General features: G+C 65.1%; 17 protein-coding genes. 9 read left to right on the forward strand and 8 right to left on the reverse strand.

Translation table 11 applies throughout. The features are described from left to right. Window positions 1-56 precede the first annotated feature (56 nt). The gene (locus tag A5636_RS15970) at window positions 57-770 is read left to right on the forward strand and encodes a DUF427 domain-containing protein (RefSeq protein WP_065159618.1); all 714 of its coding nucleotides are present in this window, start codon (window positions 57-59) and stop codon (window positions 768-770) included. Here A5636_RS15970 and A5636_RS15975 read toward each other — a convergent pair. The 3 genes from A5636_RS15975 to A5636_RS15985 are packed head-to-tail and all read right to left on the reverse strand — an operon-like array spanning window position 704 to window position 3,731. Then, window positions 704-1,915, reverse strand: coding sequence for an acyl-CoA dehydrogenase family protein (locus A5636_RS15975; protein ID WP_065159619.1), 1,212 nt, complete (start codon window positions 1,913-1,915; stop codon window positions 704-706). The two genes, A5636_RS15970 and A5636_RS15975, sit on opposite strands and share 67 nt — an antisense overlap. Next, on the reverse strand, window positions 1,916-2,836 hold the full coding sequence (locus A5636_RS15980; RefSeq protein ID WP_065159620.1) for an LLM class F420-dependent oxidoreductase: 921 nt from the start codon (window positions 2,834-2,836) through the stop codon (window positions 1,916-1,918). 4 nt (window positions 2,837-2,840) lie between these two features. Further along, the gene (locus A5636_RS15985) at window positions 2,841-3,731 is read right to left on the reverse strand and encodes an acyl-CoA thioesterase (RefSeq protein WP_065159621.1); all 891 of its coding nucleotides are present in this window, start codon (window positions 3,729-3,731) and stop codon (window positions 2,841-2,843) included. A 116-nt stretch (window positions 3,732-3,847) separates the two neighbouring features. On the opposite strand from A5636_RS15985, the gene A5636_RS15990 reads away from it, so the two are divergent. From A5636_RS15990 to A5636_RS16000, 3 genes are read left to right on the forward strand one after another with little or no spacing between them, the layout of a single operon-like run. Beyond that, the gene (locus A5636_RS15990; protein ID WP_065159622.1) at window positions 3,848-4,669 is read left to right on the forward strand and encodes an SMP-30/gluconolactonase/LRE family protein; all 822 of its coding nucleotides are present in this window, start codon (window positions 3,848-3,850) and stop codon (window positions 4,667-4,669) included. A 17-nt stretch (window positions 4,670-4,686) separates the two neighbouring features. Next, on the forward strand, window positions 4,687-5,541 hold the full coding sequence (locus A5636_RS15995; protein WP_065159623.1) for a thioesterase family protein: 855 nt from the start codon (window positions 4,687-4,689) through the stop codon (window positions 5,539-5,541). Next, window positions 5,538-6,086, forward strand: coding sequence for a TetR/AcrR family transcriptional regulator (locus A5636_RS16000; RefSeq protein WP_065159624.1), 549 nt, complete (start codon window positions 5,538-5,540; stop codon window positions 6,084-6,086). Before A5636_RS15995 ends, A5636_RS16000 begins: the two co-directional genes overlap by 4 nt. On the opposite strand, the gene A5636_RS16005 is transcribed toward A5636_RS16000, so the two are convergent. Genes A5636_RS16005 through A5636_RS16015 form a run of 3 tightly spaced genes read right to left on the reverse strand, consistent with a single transcriptional unit; the run spans window position 6,083 to window position 9,307 of the window. Then, window positions 6,083-7,429, reverse strand: coding sequence for an FAD-binding oxidoreductase (locus tag A5636_RS16005; RefSeq protein ID WP_065159625.1), 1,347 nt, complete (start codon window positions 7,427-7,429; stop codon window positions 6,083-6,085). The genes A5636_RS16000 and A5636_RS16005 overlap by 4 nt on opposite strands. 10 nt (window positions 7,430-7,439) lie before the next feature. Further along, window positions 7,440-8,201: a glucose 1-dehydrogenase gene (locus A5636_RS16010; protein WP_065159626.1), complete on the reverse strand. Its 762-nt coding sequence runs from the start codon at window positions 8,199-8,201 to the stop codon at window positions 7,440-7,442. Next, window positions 8,189-9,307, reverse strand: coding sequence for an NAD(P)H-dependent amine dehydrogenase family protein (locus A5636_RS16015; RefSeq protein ID WP_065159627.1), 1,119 nt, complete (start codon window positions 9,305-9,307; stop codon window positions 8,189-8,191). Before A5636_RS16015 ends, A5636_RS16010 begins: the two co-directional genes overlap by 13 nt. Before the next feature lie 247 nt (window positions 9,308-9,554). On the opposite strand from A5636_RS16015, the gene A5636_RS16020 reads away from it, so the two are divergent. Further along, window positions 9,555-11,015: a PE family protein gene (locus A5636_RS16020; RefSeq protein ID WP_065159628.1), complete on the forward strand. Its 1,461-nt coding sequence runs from the start codon at window positions 9,555-9,557 to the stop codon at window positions 11,013-11,015. A gap of 6 nt (window positions 11,016-11,021) precedes the next feature. Here the strand turns inward: A5636_RS16020 and A5636_RS16025 are convergent, their stop codons facing one another. Continuing rightward, entirely contained in the window at window positions 11,022-11,645 is a 624-nt protein-coding gene (locus tag A5636_RS16025; RefSeq protein ID WP_065159629.1) for a TetR/AcrR family transcriptional regulator, read from the reverse strand. 129 nt (window positions 11,646-11,774) lie between these two features. Between A5636_RS16025 and A5636_RS26190 the strand changes: the two genes are divergently transcribed. Continuing rightward, on the forward strand, window positions 11,775-11,900 hold the full coding sequence (locus tag A5636_RS26190) for a hypothetical protein (protein WP_155763839.1): 126 nt from the start codon (window positions 11,775-11,777) through the stop codon (window positions 11,898-11,900). 22 nt (window positions 11,901-11,922) lie between these two features. On the opposite strand, the gene A5636_RS16030 is transcribed toward A5636_RS26190, so the two are convergent. Then, on the reverse strand, window positions 11,923-12,375 hold the full coding sequence (locus tag A5636_RS16030; protein ID WP_065159630.1) for a DUF1348 family protein: 453 nt from the start codon (window positions 12,373-12,375) through the stop codon (window positions 11,923-11,925). Window positions 12,376-12,506: 131 nt separating this feature from the next. Here A5636_RS16030 and A5636_RS16035 point away from each other — a divergent pair, with 131 nt between their 5' ends. The 3 genes from A5636_RS16035 (at window position 12,507) to A5636_RS16045 (ending at window position 16,268) form a co-directional block, all read left to right on the forward strand. Beyond that, complete coding sequence (locus tag A5636_RS16035) at window positions 12,507-13,727, forward strand: acyl-CoA dehydrogenase family protein (RefSeq protein ID WP_155763843.1); 1,221 nt, start codon at window positions 12,507-12,509, stop codon at window positions 13,725-13,727. Then, entirely contained in the window at window positions 13,720-14,550 is an 831-nt protein-coding gene (locus A5636_RS16040; RefSeq protein ID WP_065159632.1) for a tyrosine-protein phosphatase, read from the forward strand. Before A5636_RS16035 ends, A5636_RS16040 begins: the two co-directional genes overlap by 8 nt. A gap of 77 nt (window positions 14,551-14,627) precedes the next feature. Then, on the forward strand, window positions 14,628-16,268 hold the full coding sequence (locus tag A5636_RS16045) for a PE family protein (RefSeq protein ID WP_065159633.1): 1,641 nt from the start codon (window positions 14,628-14,630) through the stop codon (window positions 16,266-16,268).

A 16,268-nucleotide genomic window follows, 5' to 3' on the forward strand; every position in this document is an offset into this window, starting at 1 on the left:
AAGGCTGGAGCCGAGGCGAACAGCCCAGCGAAGCGCCGAGACACCGGAGGAACGCCATGAGCCTGGTCGCCGGTCGCGGCCCCCTGAGTGCCGATCCAGCGGGACAATTCACGCCGCCGATACCCGCAGAGGTGGTGTATATCGAACCCCATCCGCGCCGGGTCCAGGCCGTCCACCAGGGACGCACCGTTATCGACACCGAGAAGGCACTTCTGGTGCACCGACGAAACCGCCCGCTCAGCTACGCCTTTCCCATCGAAGAGATAACCGACCTGCCGAGCGAGGCCGAGCCCGAAGCACCTGGCTACGTGCACGTTCCGTGGGATGCCGTCGACGCCTGGTTCGAGGAAGGCCGCAGACTGGTGCACTACCCGCCGAATCCCTATCACCGGGTTGACTGTCGCCCGACCAGAAGACGCTTGCGGGTCTCAGTTAACGGCACCCAGCTGGCAGATACCGACGACACCGTCATCGTCTTCGAAACCGCGCTCGCACCAAGGCTTTACGTAGCGCCGAAACACGTCCGCACCGACCTGCTAGCGGAAACCGCCACGTCGACGTACTGCAACTACAAGGGCGTCGCTACATACTGGTCCGCGGTTATCGATGATGCCATCGTCGCCGACATCGCCTGGAGCTACAACGACCCGCAGCCCGAAAGCAGCCCTATCAGAGGGTATTTCAGCTTCGACGCCGACAAGGTTCAACTCGAGGCGGAACTTCCAGAGCCGGCGGAACTTCCAGAGCCGGCGGAACTTCCCGAGCCGTAGGCGGGGCGCCCCAACGAAAGTTCGTGCTGCGCGATCATATTGCGGAACACTTCCAGGCTGCCGCCATAGATTCCCATCGGCAGGGCCAGCCGAAAGAGGTGCTCGGTCACACCGTCGTCGACGGATCCCTCGGCGTCGGTCGGCAATGCCGCCGCCGGCCCCACCAGATCCATCAGGTCGGCGGAGACGTCGCGCATCGTCTGTCCGATCGCGACGCGACCGAACATTCCGGGGGTGGACAGCGCCGCCTCGATACGGGCGAAACTTCGGCCGAGGCGGTGAAACACCGACTCGTCATCGACGTCACCCACCAGTGCCGCGACCTCGTCGACCGCTTCCGCCATCAGCATGGCGTGTCCGGCCATCGCCGCGACATCCTGCAAACCCTCGGCATCCCGCTCCGTCAATCCATGCTCGGCAGCCAGCGCGGACCGCATCACCGTCCAGCCGTCGTTCACCTCGCCGATCCGGTAAAGGTCGTCGACTCGGACGTTGCTGTAGAAGACGATGTTGGTGCGGTCGCCGTCGAGGGTACGCAGGCCCCGGATCTCGATGCCGGGCGAATCCAGCGGGACCAGGAACATCGTCAGGTTCCGGTGTTTCGGTCGTTCCGGGTCGGTGTTGGTGAGCAGGAAGACGTATTTGGCGTTCTGCGCATTCGAGGTGAACATCTTGGAGCCATTGATGACCCAGCTTGATCCATCCGCTTCCCGCACCGCCCGGGTCTTGCAGGTGGCGACGTCAGACCCACCCTCGGGCTCGGTGTAACCGAGGCACAGACGGATGTGTCCGGAAAGCACTCCGGGCAACACCATTTCCACCAGTTCCGGCTTGGCGAACTGCTCGACCAACCGCGCGACCGACGACGTGGTGCCCCAGTGATACCACGGCGTGTGCGCCCGGCCGATCTCCAGGTTGAAGATCCGCCGTCGCACAGCGCTGAAGCCGCCGTCGGGTTCGGAGCGCCAATCCGCGGCCAGGTACCCGGCTTCGCCCAACGCCAGATGCACTGATTCATCGAAGTTTTCGCCGAACTCACGATTCCGCTGGCGCACCTCGTCGGTGACGTGTTCGGTGACGAACGCGCGCATCCGGTCGTGGAATTCCCGGTCTTCCGCCGAGAGCGATACCCGTGCGAAGTCCATTCAGATCACATCGATTACCGACGAACCAAACCGCTCTATGCTTTCCAGCGCATGGGCCACACTGTCACCGGGCAAGCCGACCTGCAGCCAGGTGACTCCCAGTGCCACAAGCTTTTCCACCCCGGACAGATATGCGTCGGCGTCGAAATCATCGCTGGCGGGACTGCCGCCCTCGAAGTTGGTGAAGGTGATATCGACAGCCGACCAGTCCTTGCCGGCGGTCTCACACCGGCGGCGCATGTCGTCGATGCCTGACGCGAGCGCATCCAACGAGTCGATGACCGCGGTGCCCGCAGTGCGCGCCAACCCCGCCGGCGCCGCAAACGGACACCAACCGTCGCCGTGCAGAGCCACCCGCTTGCGGGCTGCCGCCGTATTACCGCCGATCCAGATCGGCGGGTGCGGCTGCGAAACCGGACGCGGATGCGCGGTGATCCCGCGGGCGGTGAAATGCCTTCCCTCATAAGAGATGTCATCACCGGTCCAGACCGCTCGGATCACCTCTAGCGCTTCCTCGAACAGATCGGCCCGCTCGTCGTAGTCCACACCTAACGCTGCGAACTCCCGCCGCAAGTAACCCACTCCCACTGCGAGCGTGAACCGGCCGTCGGAGAGCAGATCCAGCGTTACGCCGGACTTGGCCACCACGAACGGGTTTCGGTAGGGCAGCACCACCACATTCGGAATCAATCGAATAGTGGTGGTGTGCGCGGCCGCAAAGCCCAGTGCGACAAAGGGATCCAGTGCGTCGTGCCCACCCGCATCCAGCCAGCGTTGCGAGGGGGCCGGATGGTCGGTGAAGCCGAACCCGTGAAATCCCGACTTTTCCGCCGCCGCCGCTACCGTCGCGATACCGGACCCACTGGCCAACTCCGGGTTGTAGGGATGGGTGTGCATCGGGTGAGTGATCGTGAAGCGCATAAAATTAGAACCGTGCTGCGGCGTTGATCGAGGTGTCACTGGTGCGCAGCGGACGGATGAGCGCTTCTTGGGCAAAGGAGCAGAGCAACTCGCCTGCTTCGGTGTGCACCGTCCCGCGCACGTAGGACATTCCCGCACCGACCTGGGTGCTTTCGTGGGAGTAGAGCAACCAACCGTCCCAGCGCACCGGTTCGTGGAACGAAATGAAGGTCGACATCGGCGCCGTCGAAACGGTCAAGTGCGCCTGACTGGTGCCGATACCGGGGTGGGCCCGCATGGTGGTCGAAATACCCAGGTGCCCAGTGAAATACGCGACCAGCGCTTTGGCCAGGTCGTCGCGCTCCGGAATCGGATCGTAGCGCAGCCAGGCGAACAGCTCCGGCGGACCGACCTCGTCGGGGCTGTTGACGTCGACCACATCGACGAGCCGCACTTCCCGGCCAACCATAGGCATCTCGGACTCATTGGCATCCGCGGGTGCCACGACATCGGGGCGCGGCAATTGGTGGCGGATCACGTCGTCGGTCGGGACGTCGGTCAGGACCGTGACGGTCACGCAGCGTTTGCCGTTCTGCATGGCGGAGACGACTGCGGTCGCGGTGGAACGTCCCTCGTTCAGCACGTCGAGGACGAGTTCGATCGGGGGGCCCACCATGACAGCGCGGGCGAACACCGCGTGCGCCGAGCGAACGGCCTTGCCCTGGAAGCGGTTCGCCACCGCCACAATCGCCTGGGCGACCACCTGCGTGCCCTCCACCACTTGCCGGCCGTCCTGGCCGGCTAGGCCGGTGGCAGCGGTGAACCGATCGGGTCCGGCCTCTTGCACTTCGAAAAGCTCCAGGAGACTCTCGACCGACCACTGGACCTGTTCAGAATCTGTCGTCAATGCGCTCACCCCTCGTCCGCCGGCTCACGGCTCAGCGTGACACTTTGCGCAAAATTTGTAAAGCTGCACCTGCGTTGACAGCAATGCCTACGGTGCATGACACTTTTGCAGTGATTTGTAAAGGTATGGCGGCGCCAACGCCGCTGGCCCACGGCTTTTGCTTCGGCGAGGGTCCCCGCTGGTTTGAGGGTTTGCTGTGGTTCTCCGACCTGCTCGGCGAAGCAATCCACACTTCGGACATCCGCGGCTCGCTCACTACCGTGCCGCTACCGGGTCACTCGCCGTCCGGGCTGGGTTTCCGCCCCGACGGCTGCCTGCTGATCGCCTCGGCTGAGGATCGGCTGGTGCTGAGCTATGACGGCGAGACCATTCTTGCCGTCGCCGACCTGTCCGAGCTTGCGACCGCCGACCTGGGTGACATGGTCGTTGATGACATCGGGCGCGCCTACATCGGCGCCCAGGCATTCCAGGGCGGCACCATCATCCGCCTCGATCCCGACAACCGTGCCTCCGTCGTCGCCACCGACCTCGACTTTCCCAACGGGATGGTCATCACGCCGGACCGCAAGACACTCATCGTCGCGGAGTCGATGGGCCGGCGACTCACCGCGTTCACCATCGCGCCCGACGGAGACCTCAGCGACCGGCGGGTCTTCGCGGACAAACTGGACGGACCACCCGACGGCATCGCACTCGACGCCGAGGGCGGAGTATGGACGGCCATGACCCTGGCTAACCAGTTCGAGCGGATCACCGAAGGCGGCGAGGTGACCGACCGCATCGACATGGGTGACCGGGTGGCGATAGCATGCGCGCTCGGCGGTCCGGAACGGCGCACATTGTTTCTGCTGTCCAGCACCGAGGCCTACCCCAAACGTCTGGTCGGTACTCGCCTGTCCCGGCTGGACGCCGTGCGGGTGGAGATCCCCGGCGCCGGCCTGCCCTGAGCGAGAAGGTTCAGTCCATGTCTGACTCGTACTACGAGCTGATCGACGCCGACGACGCAACGGGCGAGAAGTTCAGGGCCACCGACTTGGCCCGGGGCACCTGGTCGGCGGCGATACAGCACGGCGGCCCGGTGTCCGGGCTGCTCGTGCGGGCGCTGGAACGCTGCGACGCGCGTGCCGACACCCGACTCAGCCGGGTCGTCATCGACCTGCTGGGCGCCGTCCCGGCCGAGGGCGACCTGTGGGTGCGCTCCAGCCTCCAACGCGGCGGTAAACAGATCGAGTTGGTGAGCGCCGAGATGCTGGCGCTGGGCCCCGACGGACGGCCCCGGCCGGTCGCCCGGGCCAGCGGTTGGCGGCTGCAACAACTCGACACCGCGGCTGTCGCGCATGCGCCCGCCCCACTTCCCCGTCCACTGTCGGAGGCCCGCAATCGCAATCTCAAAGCGATGAACTGGGACCGCAACTACGTGCACAGCCTGGAGTGGCTGTGGCTGACCGAGCCCCTCAAGCCCGGTCCCGGGGAATCCTGGATCAAGCCGATCGCCGATCTTGTCGCCGGAGAGACGATGACCCCGCTGGAGCGGTTGTTCGCGGTGGCCGACTGTGCGAACGGCATCGGTAGCAAGCTCGACATCACCAAGTGGACGTTCCTCAACACCGACCTGGCCGTGCACGTATTCCGGGTTCCAGAGGGAGACTGGATCGGCATCCGCGCGGAAACCAGCTACGGGCCGGACGGCATCGGCACGACGATTGGGACGCTGTTCGACGAACACAGCGCGGTGGGAGCCATTCAGCAATCCGTGCTGGTGCGGCCGAGGCCGCCGAAGACTCCACCGCCGCCGAAATCCCCAGGGGAGAACTCATGAGCCAGAATTCCCAGGTTGAAGAAGGCCTGGACACCGACACTTCGACTCGTCAGCGGATCCTGGCGGCCACCGCCGAAGTGCTGGCCCGCAGCGGCAAGACCAAGCTCAGTCTCTCCGAGGTCGCAACCCAGGCGGGAGTTTCCAGACCGACGCTCTACCGGTGGTTCGCCTCCAAGGAGGAGTTGCTCTCGGCGTTCTCCCGCTACGAACGGGAGATCTTCGAAAGAGGTCTCGCCAAGGCAACCGCAGGGCTCAAGGGGGTCGAAAGACTGGACGCCGCACTGCGATTCATCGTCGATTACCAATACTCCTACTCTGGGGTGCGCATGGTCGACATCGAGCCCGAGCACGTGATCGCGCAGATGTCGGGTGTCATCCCGGAGATGCGTGCGGGCCTGCAACGGTTGCTGCCCGGACCCAACGCGGCGGTAAAAGCGGCGACGGTGATCCGGATCGCGATCTCGCATTACGTGGTCCGCAGCGACGATGCCGAGCACTTCCTGGCGCAGCTCCGGCACGCGGTCGGTATCAAAGGATCCGACTAATCGAAGAGGACCGCCGCGTTGAGATAACCCGTCGGGTCCAAGGCCGCCTTCACCGTCCGCATCGCCGCGATGTCGGCCGGCTCCCGCGACATCCCTAGATAGGGCCGTTTGCGGGTGCCGACGCCGTGCTCGGAGCTGACGTTGCCGCCGCATCCGGCGATCAGGTCCATCATCTCGGGGTACAACTCCGGCTCACGCTCGACCGGGAACCGCAGCACGTTCAGGTGCAGATTGCCCTCGCCGATGTGCCCGAACAACACCGGCAGCGCATCCGGGACGTGCCGCCGGATTAGGGCAACCGCATCGCGCTCGAAGCTGCTGACAGCCGACAAGGGCAGCGACACATCGAACTTCAGCGGTGGTCCGTATACCCCTAAGACCTCGGCCAGCGCCTCGCGAACACGCCATAACCGTTGTTGCGCAGCCGCATCCACACCCACAGCCGGCTCAGAGTCCACATCAGAGTCCACATTGTCCAGCAGTGCTGCCAGCCGGTCTGTCTGATCATGGTCGCCGGCAAGCTCGACCAGCAGCAGCCAGTCACCCGGAACCGGGGCACCCACCCCCGCGTGCTCCCTCGTCAGCGCCGCCGCGCGGGCGTCGATCAACTCCAATGCCGCAATGCCGTCGACGTCCGCGAATGCCCGACCTGCCTCCACCAGGGTTGCGAGATCGTCGAACCCGCACACCGCCGTCACTCGATGCGCCGGCGCCGGGTGCAGACGCAGGTCCAGCGCGGTGATGACGCCGAGGGTGCCTTCGGCGCCGACGAACAACGACGGCAGGTTATAGCCGGTGTTGTCCTGCCGCACCAGGGAGCGCCGGCGCACCACCGAACCGTCCGGCAGTGCCACCTCCAGTCCCAGCACCTGTTCACCCATATTGCCGTAACGGACGGTGCGCAGCCCCCCGGCGTTCGTCGAAGCCATGCCGCCGACAGTCGCGGTGTCGCGGGCGGCGAGGTCCACTCCGAACACCAAACCCGCCGCCGCTGCCGCAGCCTGGACCGCGGCCAGCGTCACACCGGCACCGACTGCCACCCGCCGCTCCACCGTGTCGACATCGCCTATCGCACTGAGCCTTTCAGTGGAAAGCAAGATGTCGTCGTGTTCGGGCACGGTGCCGCCGACCAGCGAGGTGCGTCCGCCCTGCACGGTGACGTGCAAGCCCGAGTCTCGGCACGCCCCCAAGACCGCGGCCACCTCGTCGGCCGAGCCCGGACGCACCAACGCACTTGCCCGGCCGCGGTACCGACCGGTGTGGTCGACGCTACGGCCGGCCAACACGTCGGGGTCGGTGATGACGTGACTAGCGCCCACCACCTCGGCCAGGCCCGGAAGCATGGGCTAATACCTATCCAGCACTGAAATCCTTGTGCGGCACGTCGGTCACGAGGCCGCCGTCCATGATGAACTCGCTGCCAGTGGCATAGGACGCCTCGTCGCTGGCGAGGAAAACCACGAACGTGGCGACTTCGTGAGCCTCGGCCGGCCGCCCGAGCGGGATGGTGACCATGTCTTCGGGTAGGTGCGCCGTCATCGGGGTGCGGATGAATCCCGGGTGCAGTGAGTTCACCCGAATGTTCAAGGGTGCCAGTTCCAGAGCTGCCGATTTGGTGATGCCGCGCACCGCCCACTTGGATGCGACGTACGGATGCACCAGTGGGGCCCCGCGGATCCCCTCGATGGAGGACACGTTGATGATGGACCCGCCGCCGGCTGCGGTCATCGGGTCGACGGCCGTTCGCATGCCGAGGAAAGTACCGGTCAGGTTGACGTCAATCACCTTCTGCCACTTGTCCATTCGGAATTCCCGGAGCGGCCCCGCGGCGACGATGCCGGCATTGTTGACCAGCACGTCGAGTTTTCCGAAATCACCCGTCGCGGTCGCGACCGCTGCCTCCCACTGGTCAAGTTGGGTCACGTCGAGATGGACGTAGCGCGCGGCGTCGCCGAATTCACCGTTGATTTCAGCGGCCAGCGCCTTACCCTCGTCGTCGCGGATGTCACCGATCACCACCTTGGCGCCCTCGGCCACCAGCAGACGCGCGTCTTCGGCGCCCATCCCCCGGGCGCCCCCGCTGATCAACGCGACCTTGCCGTCTACTCGCCCCATCGAGGGTTCCTTTCCGTGTAGTTAGCTCGCTGTGAGCAGACCTTTGCCCTGATCAGCGGTAAATCCAGAGTGGACCGGATTCCCGGCGGCGCCGCCACAACCGCGGGAATGGAGTTGACGATCCGCCCGGCCGCGCCGACGATCGCCGCGTGGTTGTGGTCGCCTTTTCGGCTACTGGGAACGATGTCCACCGCGTAGGACGGCTCACCGGTGATCTCGATGCGATACGAGCCACCGCCCGCCGCGGGCTGCGGCCAGTCCGGTTGCAGGTCGGGCCGTAGTCGGGTGATGTGCTCGATCACGATGGCGGGCCGGCCCTTGACCATGCCGCGGATCTCGAATTGCAGTGCGGCCAAGGTGCCTTTGGCCACGTGTCCGACCGCGATGTCGAAGTCCTCCGGTGCCGGTTCCCGCCGGTAGGATTCGGTGATCTCGTCGACCTCGATACCCAGGCCCGCCGCCAGCTGACGGATCGCCGTTCCCCAGGCGATGCTGAGCACTCCGGGCTGCAGCAGCATCGGCACCTCGTCCAACGGACGAGCGAAACCCATGTAGTGCATGACCTCCGCGCCGTCATAACTCGCGTAATCGTGGATCTCCATGCAGCGCACCTGCTCGATGCGCTGGCAGGTGCCCGCCAGCGCGAACGGCAGCAGGTCATTGATGAACCCGGGGTCGACCCCGGTGATGAAGATACTCGAATTGCCTTGCTGCGCAGCGGCTTCCACCCGACCGATGTACTTGTCGGGCATAACACCCCACGGATACTGCAGGAGACCGGGCGCCGAACCCACGACGTTGACTCCGGCGGCCAGGATCTGAATGACGTCGCCCATCGCGTCCGGCAGCCGCGTATCGCCCATCGCGCAGTAGACGACGCAGTCGGGTTGCGTGGCCAGCAGCGCATCGAGGTCGTTCACGGCCGTGACGCCGGTTTTCAATGGTCCATCCAGACCCACTCCGCACAGTTCACCGGCGTCTTTGCCGACCTTCTCCGGCGTGGAAACGCAGACGCCGGTGAGTTCGAACGCTGGATTGGTGATGAGTGCGGCGAGGGCTAGCCCACCGACATTTCCAGTGCCCACATGGGCGACGCGAATCGCCATGAGTGTCCTCCATCCCTCATCACTGCGAACTTTTCTAGACAGTAGTCCATAATTTTGTCGGTGATAACGCGGCATTGTGGTTAGCGCCCCGCGGGCCCACCGGGCAGCAACCGACCGTCTTCGTCGATCGGCATGTGCACAGCGCCCGCGTTTAACGGCCGAAACGCCGGATTTCCCGACTGACCCGCTCTAGTCTCTTTCTGATACCTACTACCCGTGGTTTCGGGTAGCGGAAGGACGGGGGCCCATGTCCTATTTGCTCACAGTCCCTGAGTCGCTCGCGGCAGCGGCTACTGACGTGGACGGAATCGCCGCAGCGATCCACGCCGCCAACGCCGCGGCGGCCGGCCGCACGTCCGGGCTCCTGGCCGCGGCCGGCGATGAGGTGTCAGCGGGAATTGCCGCGCTGTTCAACAGCTTTGGTGACGAATACCAGGCTGTCGTGCGCCAGACGTCGGTATTCCAGAGCGAGTTCACCCGGGCGCTGGCTAATGCGGCGCTGGCTTATTCGCAGGTCGAGGCCCTCAACGGGGCATTGCTCAGCGGTGGGCCGGCAGCCGCACTTCTCGGCACGTCCGGCGGCGGCACGGGCACGGCATTCGCGGCACCGGCGGCTTCCTCGCTGGCAATCAACACCGCGATCATCATGGGCGGCACCGGCAACCCGCTGCCGCTGGCCCAGTACATAACCGACATCAACAAGAACTACGTTCAGCCGATTTTCAAGGGCGGCACTCCCCTTGGCCTCTTCACTCCCGAGCAGTTCTGGCCGGTCACCCCGGCTCTCGGCACAATGACCTATGCCGAATCCGTCGCCAGGGGTGTGGCACAACTCAACACCGCGATCAATCAGCAGATGGCCATAGCATCCAACAATGTCGCCGTTTTCGGCTACTCGCAGAGCGCATCGATAGTCCACAACGAGATCGTCAACTTGATGGCGGCCGGCTCGCCCTACCAGGACCGGCTGGCCTTCATCATGGCCGCGGCCGGCAACAACCCCAACGGGGGCCTGCTGTCCCGATTCCCCGGCTTCTACATCCCGGGCCTCGACGTGCTGTTCAACGGTGCGACGCCGGCGAACAACCCCTACGAGACATTCATCTACACCGCGCAGTACGACGGCATCGCCCACGTGCCGCAGTACCCGCTCAACGTGCTGGCCGACGTCAACGCGCTGATGGGCTACTTCTACGTGCACGGCAACTACCCGGAACTGCTGTCCACCAACGCCGTGCCGTTGCCGACCTCACCGGGGTACGCGGGCAACACCGAGTACTACATGTTCCTGACCCAGAACCTGCCGATCCTGGAGCCGATTCGCGCCATCCCGTACGCCGGTCCGGTGATCGCCGACCTGCTGCAACCGCCACTGCGGGTGATGATCGACCTCGGCTACTCGGACGGGTACGCCGACCTGCCCACGCCCGCCGGCCTGATCAACATCCCGAACCCGTTGACGTTCGCCTACTACATGGGACAGGGCCTGCTGCAGGCTCCCTATGGCGCCGCGGTGGAAATCGGCGTGCAGGCCGGCCTTTGGGGTCCGGAGTATTTCCCCGACGCCTATCCCTGGGTTCCGATGGTCAATCCCGGCCTGAACCTCTACTTCGGCCCCGCTCTGAGCCAACCCCCGGTGACGGCACTGTCCCTGCTCAGCGGCACGCTCGGCGACGTGCTGCACATCATCCCGCCGATCTTCAACTGACGCCGATCACGGCCCCAGCGGGGCAGTGGTGCGGATCGCCTCGTCGCGAATCAACCCGCGCAGCAGCGCGGTGCTGAACTCCGCGGCGATCTCCTTGGCCGAACGCCGTCCGCTCGGCCGCAGCCAGCGGTAGCTGCCCAGCGTCATCCCGATGTAGCCGAGCGCCACCACGTGCGAGTCGCATTCGTAGAATTCGCCGCTGGCGATGCCGCGGTCGATCAGGCCGTGCACGTGCTCGTAGACCTGCGCTTCCTTCTCGCGGACCTCCGCGACCTGTTCGGAGGTGAACCACTCGGTGATGTAGGGCTGTTCCTGGAAGTACACCGCGGCACGCTCGGGATTGCTCGCGATGCCGGTCAACAACCGGACGGTGTACTGGTAGAGCGCCTCGCGGGCGGTCCAGGACGGGTCGTCATGCACGGCAGCCAAGGTGCCCTCGGCGGCCTGACGGTAGATGTCGAACAGGATCAGCGCTTTGCTCGCGTAGTAGTGGTAGACCGTCGCCTTGTTCAGTCCGATCACATCGGCGACGTCGTCCATCCGAGTGCCGTGATAGCCGCGGGCGGCGAACAGCTTGGTTGCGACGGCCAGCAACTCCTCGCGGCGCGAAAGGCCATTTCCGGACGGCATGTGCACTCACTATCGTCGCTGCGTTATCAATCAACTGGTTGGACAGTCTAAGCAACGCGGTCCCTGTCGCGCCGCAGCGGATAGGACTAGACTCGGTAACACAACCCAGTCGCTTGGAGAGGTGGAGTAATGGACCCGAGTCCTGACTACGACGGAAGCGACGAGATCGAGTTCTTCTTCGGCTACCTCACCTGGGGTTTACGTGGCGTCGAGTCCGGTAACGGATACCCGCCACCCGCCTACCCGCCCGTCTAAAGCTTCACCACAGCGGGAAGCCTCACCACAGCGGAAAGTCCACCCCTCGCTCGCTTGCCGGGCGGGGACCGAGTAACCGCCGCTCGGATTCGGCGATCGGCACATCGTTGATACTCGCCTCACGACGGGCCATCAGCCCCTCCGCGTCGAACTCCCATAACTCATTGCCGTAACTACGGAACCACTGGCCGGTCCGGTCATGGCACTCGTACTGGAAGCGCACGGCGATGCGGTTGTCACTAAAGCTCCACAGGCCCTTGCGCAGCGAGTAGTCAAGTTCGCGCTGCCATTTCCGTGTCAAGAACCTGACGATCTCTTCCCGCCCGACGACGTGTTCGCCGCGGTTTCGCCATTCGGAGTCGACGGTGTAGGCGAGGCTGACCCGGTCGGGGTCACAGGTGTTCCAGGCATCCTCGGCCGCCTGCACTTTCTGCACGGCGGTCTCATGAGTGAATGGCGGAAACGGGGCGGGCATGCCCCTTTCTACCGCGAGTTCTGCCGCGAGCAGACACAGAGTCGCACTAAAGAGCGCTCCCGAATGCGATTCTGCGTCTGCTCGCGGGGAGCGGCGACCGCTGTCATATCGTGGCGGACATGGACTTCGCAATGTCGGCCAAAGCCAGTGACTACCACAAGCGGTTGTCGGACTTCATGACCGAACACGTCTTCCCGGCCGAGGCCGACTATGACAAGTACCGCCAGGAGGCAGGCCCCGGCGACCACACCGTGCCTCCGGTGATCGAGAACTTGAAGGCCAAGGCGAAAGAGCGCGGCCTGTGGAACCTGTTCCTGCCGGCCGAGTCCGGGCTGAGCAACCTCGAGTACGCGCCGCTGGCCGAACTGACCGGCTGGAGCCTCGAGATCGCACCGGAAGCCCTCAACTGCGCGGCGCCCGACACCGGCAATATGGAGACGTTGCACCTGTTCGCCACCGAGCAGCAACGCAAGGACTGGCTGGAACCGCTGCTGAACGGCGAGATCCGCAGCGCGTTTTCGATGACCGAACCCGCGGTCGCCAGCAGCGACGCCCGCAACATCGAGACCTCGATCGTGCGCGACGGTGCCGATTACGTGATCAACGGCCGCAAGTGGTGGACGTCGGGCGCCGCGGACCCGCGCTGCAAGATCCTCATCGTGATGGGCCGCACCAATCCCGACGCGGCCAGTCACCAGCAGCAGTCGATGGTGCTGGTCCCGATGGACACCCCGGGCGTCGAAGTGGTCCGCTCCACCGGTGTCTTCGGCTGGCAAGACCAGCACGGCCACTGCGAGATCATCTACGACAACGTCCGGGTGCCCAGCACCAACCTGTTGGGTGAGGAGGGCTCCGGTTTTGCGATCGCGCAGGCCCGGCTGGGGCCGGGTCGCATCCACCACTGCATGCGCGCCCTGGGTGGAGCCGAGCGCGCGCTGGCGCTGATGACACACCGCGCCAACAACCGGATCGCGTTCGGCCGGCCACTGGCCGACCAGGGTCTCGTCCAGCACGCAATCGCCAAGTCCCGCAATGAAATCGACCAAGCACGGCTGCTGTGCGAGAAGGCGGCCTGGACCATCGACCAGCACGGCAACAAGGCCGCCCACCTGTTGGTGTCGCAGATCAAAGCGGTCGCACCGCAAGTGGCGTGCGACGTTATCGACCGGGCCATCCAGGTGCATGGTGCCGCCGGTGTCTGCGATGACACGCCACTGGCCAGGCTGTACGGCTGGCACCGCGCCATGCGGATCTTCGACGGCCCCGACGAGGTGCACATGCGCACTATTGCCCGCACTGAACTCGGACGCGAGCAGTCCGCGCTGGCCGCGGCGGTCACCAACCATGGCTGAGGTTCTGCGAGATCTGCCGGGCGCGTGGAACTTTCGTGATGTCGCGGACGCGACCACCGGTCTTCGTCCCGGTCGGTTGTTCCGGTCCAGCGAGCTGAGCGGCCTGGACGATCAAGGCCGGACCATACTGCGTGGGCTCGGTATCACCGATGTGGCGGACCTGCGCGCGTCCCGCGAGGTGAACCGGCGCGGGCCGGGCCGGGTCCCCGCGGGAGTCGAGGTTCACCTGCTGCCGTTCCCCGACCTGGGCGAGGACGACGCGGGCACCGACGAGGAGGCGCCCCACGAGACCGCGTTCAAGCGGTTGCTCACCAACGGTGAATCCGACGAATCTGACGAGGCCATCGAAGCCAACGCCGTGCGCTACATGACCGACGAATACCGCGAATTCCCGACTCGCAACGGGGCGCAACGCGCGGTGCGCCGCGTGTTCACGTTGCTGGCCGACGGGCGGCCGGTGCTCACTCATTGTTTCGCGGGCAAGGACCGCACTGGTTTCGTGGTGGCGACGGTATTGGAAGCGGTGGGCCTCGACCGCGACGCGATCATCGCCGACTACCTGCGCAGCAACGATGCCGTACCGCAACTGCGTACCCGGATCGCCGAGATGATCCAGCAGCGTGCTGACGTCGAACTGACGCCCGAGGTCGAGACGTTCACCAAGGCGCGGCTTTCCGACGGGGTGCTGGGCGTCCGCGCCGAATACCTCTGGTCGGCATGGCAAACGATCGACGAGTCCTACGGATCACTGGACAGCTACCTGCGCGACGCGGGGATCACCGCGGCCGACGTGTCGAAACTGCGGAGCGCACTGCTCGGCTGAGCTGTCTGTGAGCTGGGGCCAAAGCCCGGACAGCGGCACGGAATCGCCTTACCCTCAACGGGTACCGGGAGGGTGAGTTGTCGTTCGTATTCGCACAGCCGTCGGCGTTGGCAGCTGCGGGAAATGAGTTGGCCGGGATCGGGTCGGCGATCGAGGATGCCGCTGCGTTAGCGGTCGCCCCTACGACGACGGTCCTGTCAGCGGCCGCGGACGAGGTATCGGCGGCGATCGCCGGTTTCTTCGGTACCTACGGCCAGGAATTCCAGTTGGTCAACGCGCGACTGGCGACGCTTTACGACGGGATCGTCCAGCGACTGAACGCCACGCTGGATTACTACGCCAACGCCGAGGCGCTCAACACCGCCGCACTGGTGCGCAGCATCACGGCAGGTCTCGGCACGCCGACGGTGGGCGCGCCGACGAACATCACCGCCGCGATCATCATGGGCGGCACCGGGACGCCGATACCCGGATCGACCTACCTGAATGCCATGAACAGTTTGTTCGTGCAACCGATTTCGCCGGGCGCAATCGTCCAGGCTCTGTTCACACCCGAAGAGCTGTATCCGATCACCGGTGTCCGATCGCTGCCCTTGGCGACGTCAGTAGCCGAAGGCCTGCAGATCCTCAATACGGCAGTCGGCGAGCAACTCGCGGCCGGGAACAACGTCACGGTGTTCGGCTACTCCCAGAGCGCCATCATCTCGTCGCTGCTGATGGATCATTACATCTCCCTCGGCCCGAACATGCCGGACCCGTCGCGACTCAGTTTTATCCTGACCGGCAACGAGATGAACCCGAACGGGGGCATCCTCGCGCGCATACCGGGCCTGAATATCACCAGCCTTGGCCTGCCGTTTTACGGCGCGACTCCGGACGGCCCATATCCGACCACCACTTACACGCTCGAATACGACGGCTTCGCAGACTTCCCGCGCTACCCGCTCAATTTCCTGTCGGACCTCAACGCCGTGTTCGGGATCCTCACGGTCCACACCACATATGCCCAACTCACACCCGCGCAGGTTCAGTCGGCAATCCTGCTACCCACCCAGGGTCCGACGGTCAACGAGTACTACATCATCCCGCATCCGGATCTGCCGTTGCTGGACCCGGTGCGGGCCATCCCCGTCATCGGGGAACCCATTGCGGCCCTGCTGCAGCCGAACTTGAAGGTCATCGTCAACCTGGGCTACGGCGACCCGAACTACGGCTATTCGACCAGCCCCGCGAACGTACCGACACCGTTCGGACTGTTCCCCGAGGTGCCCCCGGACGTGATCGCCAATGCCCTGGTCGCTGGGACCCAGCAGGGTATCAACGACTTTCTGGCCGTCACCCCGACCGCGCTGACCAGTGCGCCCGTGATCAATCCGCCGGCGTTCCCTCCGTTGATCCAGCAATACGTCCCGGCTCCGCCGCCGGTGGTGCCGGCAACGCCGGTGAACATCGCGAACACGTTGGCGTCGGTGGTGTCCACCGGCTACTCGGTTCTGCTTCCGACGGCCGACCTGGGCACCGCCTTCCTGACCACCATGCCCGCCTACGATGCGACGCTGTTCTTCAGCCAACTCGCGCAGGGGAACCTGCGCGATGCAATCGAACTACCGCTGGCCGCCACCGCCGGATTGGCGGCGCTGGGCGGCATGATCGAGTTCATCGCGGTCGTGGAGGCGGCAGCCGAAATCGTTCAGGATTTGCAAAGCCTGGGTCTCTAA

It is taken from the genome of Mycobacterium asiaticum, from assembly GCF_001673315.1.
Taxonomy (GTDB): Bacteria; Actinomycetota; Actinomycetes; order Mycobacteriales; family Mycobacteriaceae; genus Mycobacterium; species Mycobacterium asiaticum_B.

What these genes read in the sequence shown, in the direction of transcription:
- A5636_RS15970 (WP_065159618.1), top strand. Translation starts at nt 57, where the DNA reads ATGAGCCTGGTCGCCGGTCGCGGCCCCCTGAGTGCCGATCCAGCGGGA.
- A5636_RS15975 (WP_065159619.1), bottom strand. Translation starts at nt 1,915, where the DNA reads ATGGACTTCGCACGGGTATCGCTCTCGGCGGAAGACCGGGAATTCCAC.
- A5636_RS15980 (WP_065159620.1), bottom strand. Translation starts at nt 2,836, where the DNA reads ATGCGCTTCACGATCACTCACCCGATGCACACCCATCCCTACAACCCG.
- A5636_RS15990 (WP_065159622.1), top strand. Translation starts at nt 3,848, where the DNA reads ATGGCGGCGCCAACGCCGCTGGCCCACGGCTTTTGCTTCGGCGAGGGT.
- A5636_RS15995 (WP_065159623.1), top strand. Translation starts at nt 4,687, where the DNA reads ATGTCTGACTCGTACTACGAGCTGATCGACGCCGACGACGCAACGGGC.
- A5636_RS16000 (WP_065159624.1), top strand. Translation starts at nt 5,538, where the DNA reads ATGAGCCAGAATTCCCAGGTTGAAGAAGGCCTGGACACCGACACTTCG.
- A5636_RS16005 (WP_065159625.1), bottom strand. Translation starts at nt 7,429, where the DNA reads ATGCTTCCGGGCCTGGCCGAGGTGGTGGGCGCTAGTCACGTCATCACC.
- A5636_RS16010 (WP_065159626.1), bottom strand. Translation starts at nt 8,201, where the DNA reads ATGGGGCGAGTAGACGGCAAGGTCGCGTTGATCAGCGGGGGCGCCCGG.
- A5636_RS16015 (WP_065159627.1), bottom strand. Translation starts at nt 9,307, where the DNA reads ATGGCGATTCGCGTCGCCCATGTGGGCACTGGAAATGTCGGTGGGCTA.
- A5636_RS16020 (WP_065159628.1), top strand. Translation starts at nt 9,555, where the DNA reads ATGTCCTATTTGCTCACAGTCCCTGAGTCGCTCGCGGCAGCGGCTACT.
- A5636_RS16025 (WP_065159629.1), bottom strand. Translation starts at nt 11,645, where the DNA reads ATGCCGTCCGGAAATGGCCTTTCGCGCCGCGAGGAGTTGCTGGCCGTC.
- A5636_RS26190 (WP_155763839.1), top strand. Translation starts at nt 11,775, where the DNA reads ATGGACCCGAGTCCTGACTACGACGGAAGCGACGAGATCGAGTTCTTC.
- A5636_RS16030 (WP_065159630.1), bottom strand. Translation starts at nt 12,375, where the DNA reads ATGCCCGCCCCGTTTCCGCCATTCACTCATGAGACCGCCGTGCAGAAA.
- A5636_RS16035 (WP_155763843.1), top strand. Translation starts at nt 12,507, where the DNA reads ATGTCGGCCAAAGCCAGTGACTACCACAAGCGGTTGTCGGACTTCATG.
- A5636_RS16040 (WP_065159632.1), top strand. Translation starts at nt 13,720, where the DNA reads ATGGCTGAGGTTCTGCGAGATCTGCCGGGCGCGTGGAACTTTCGTGAT.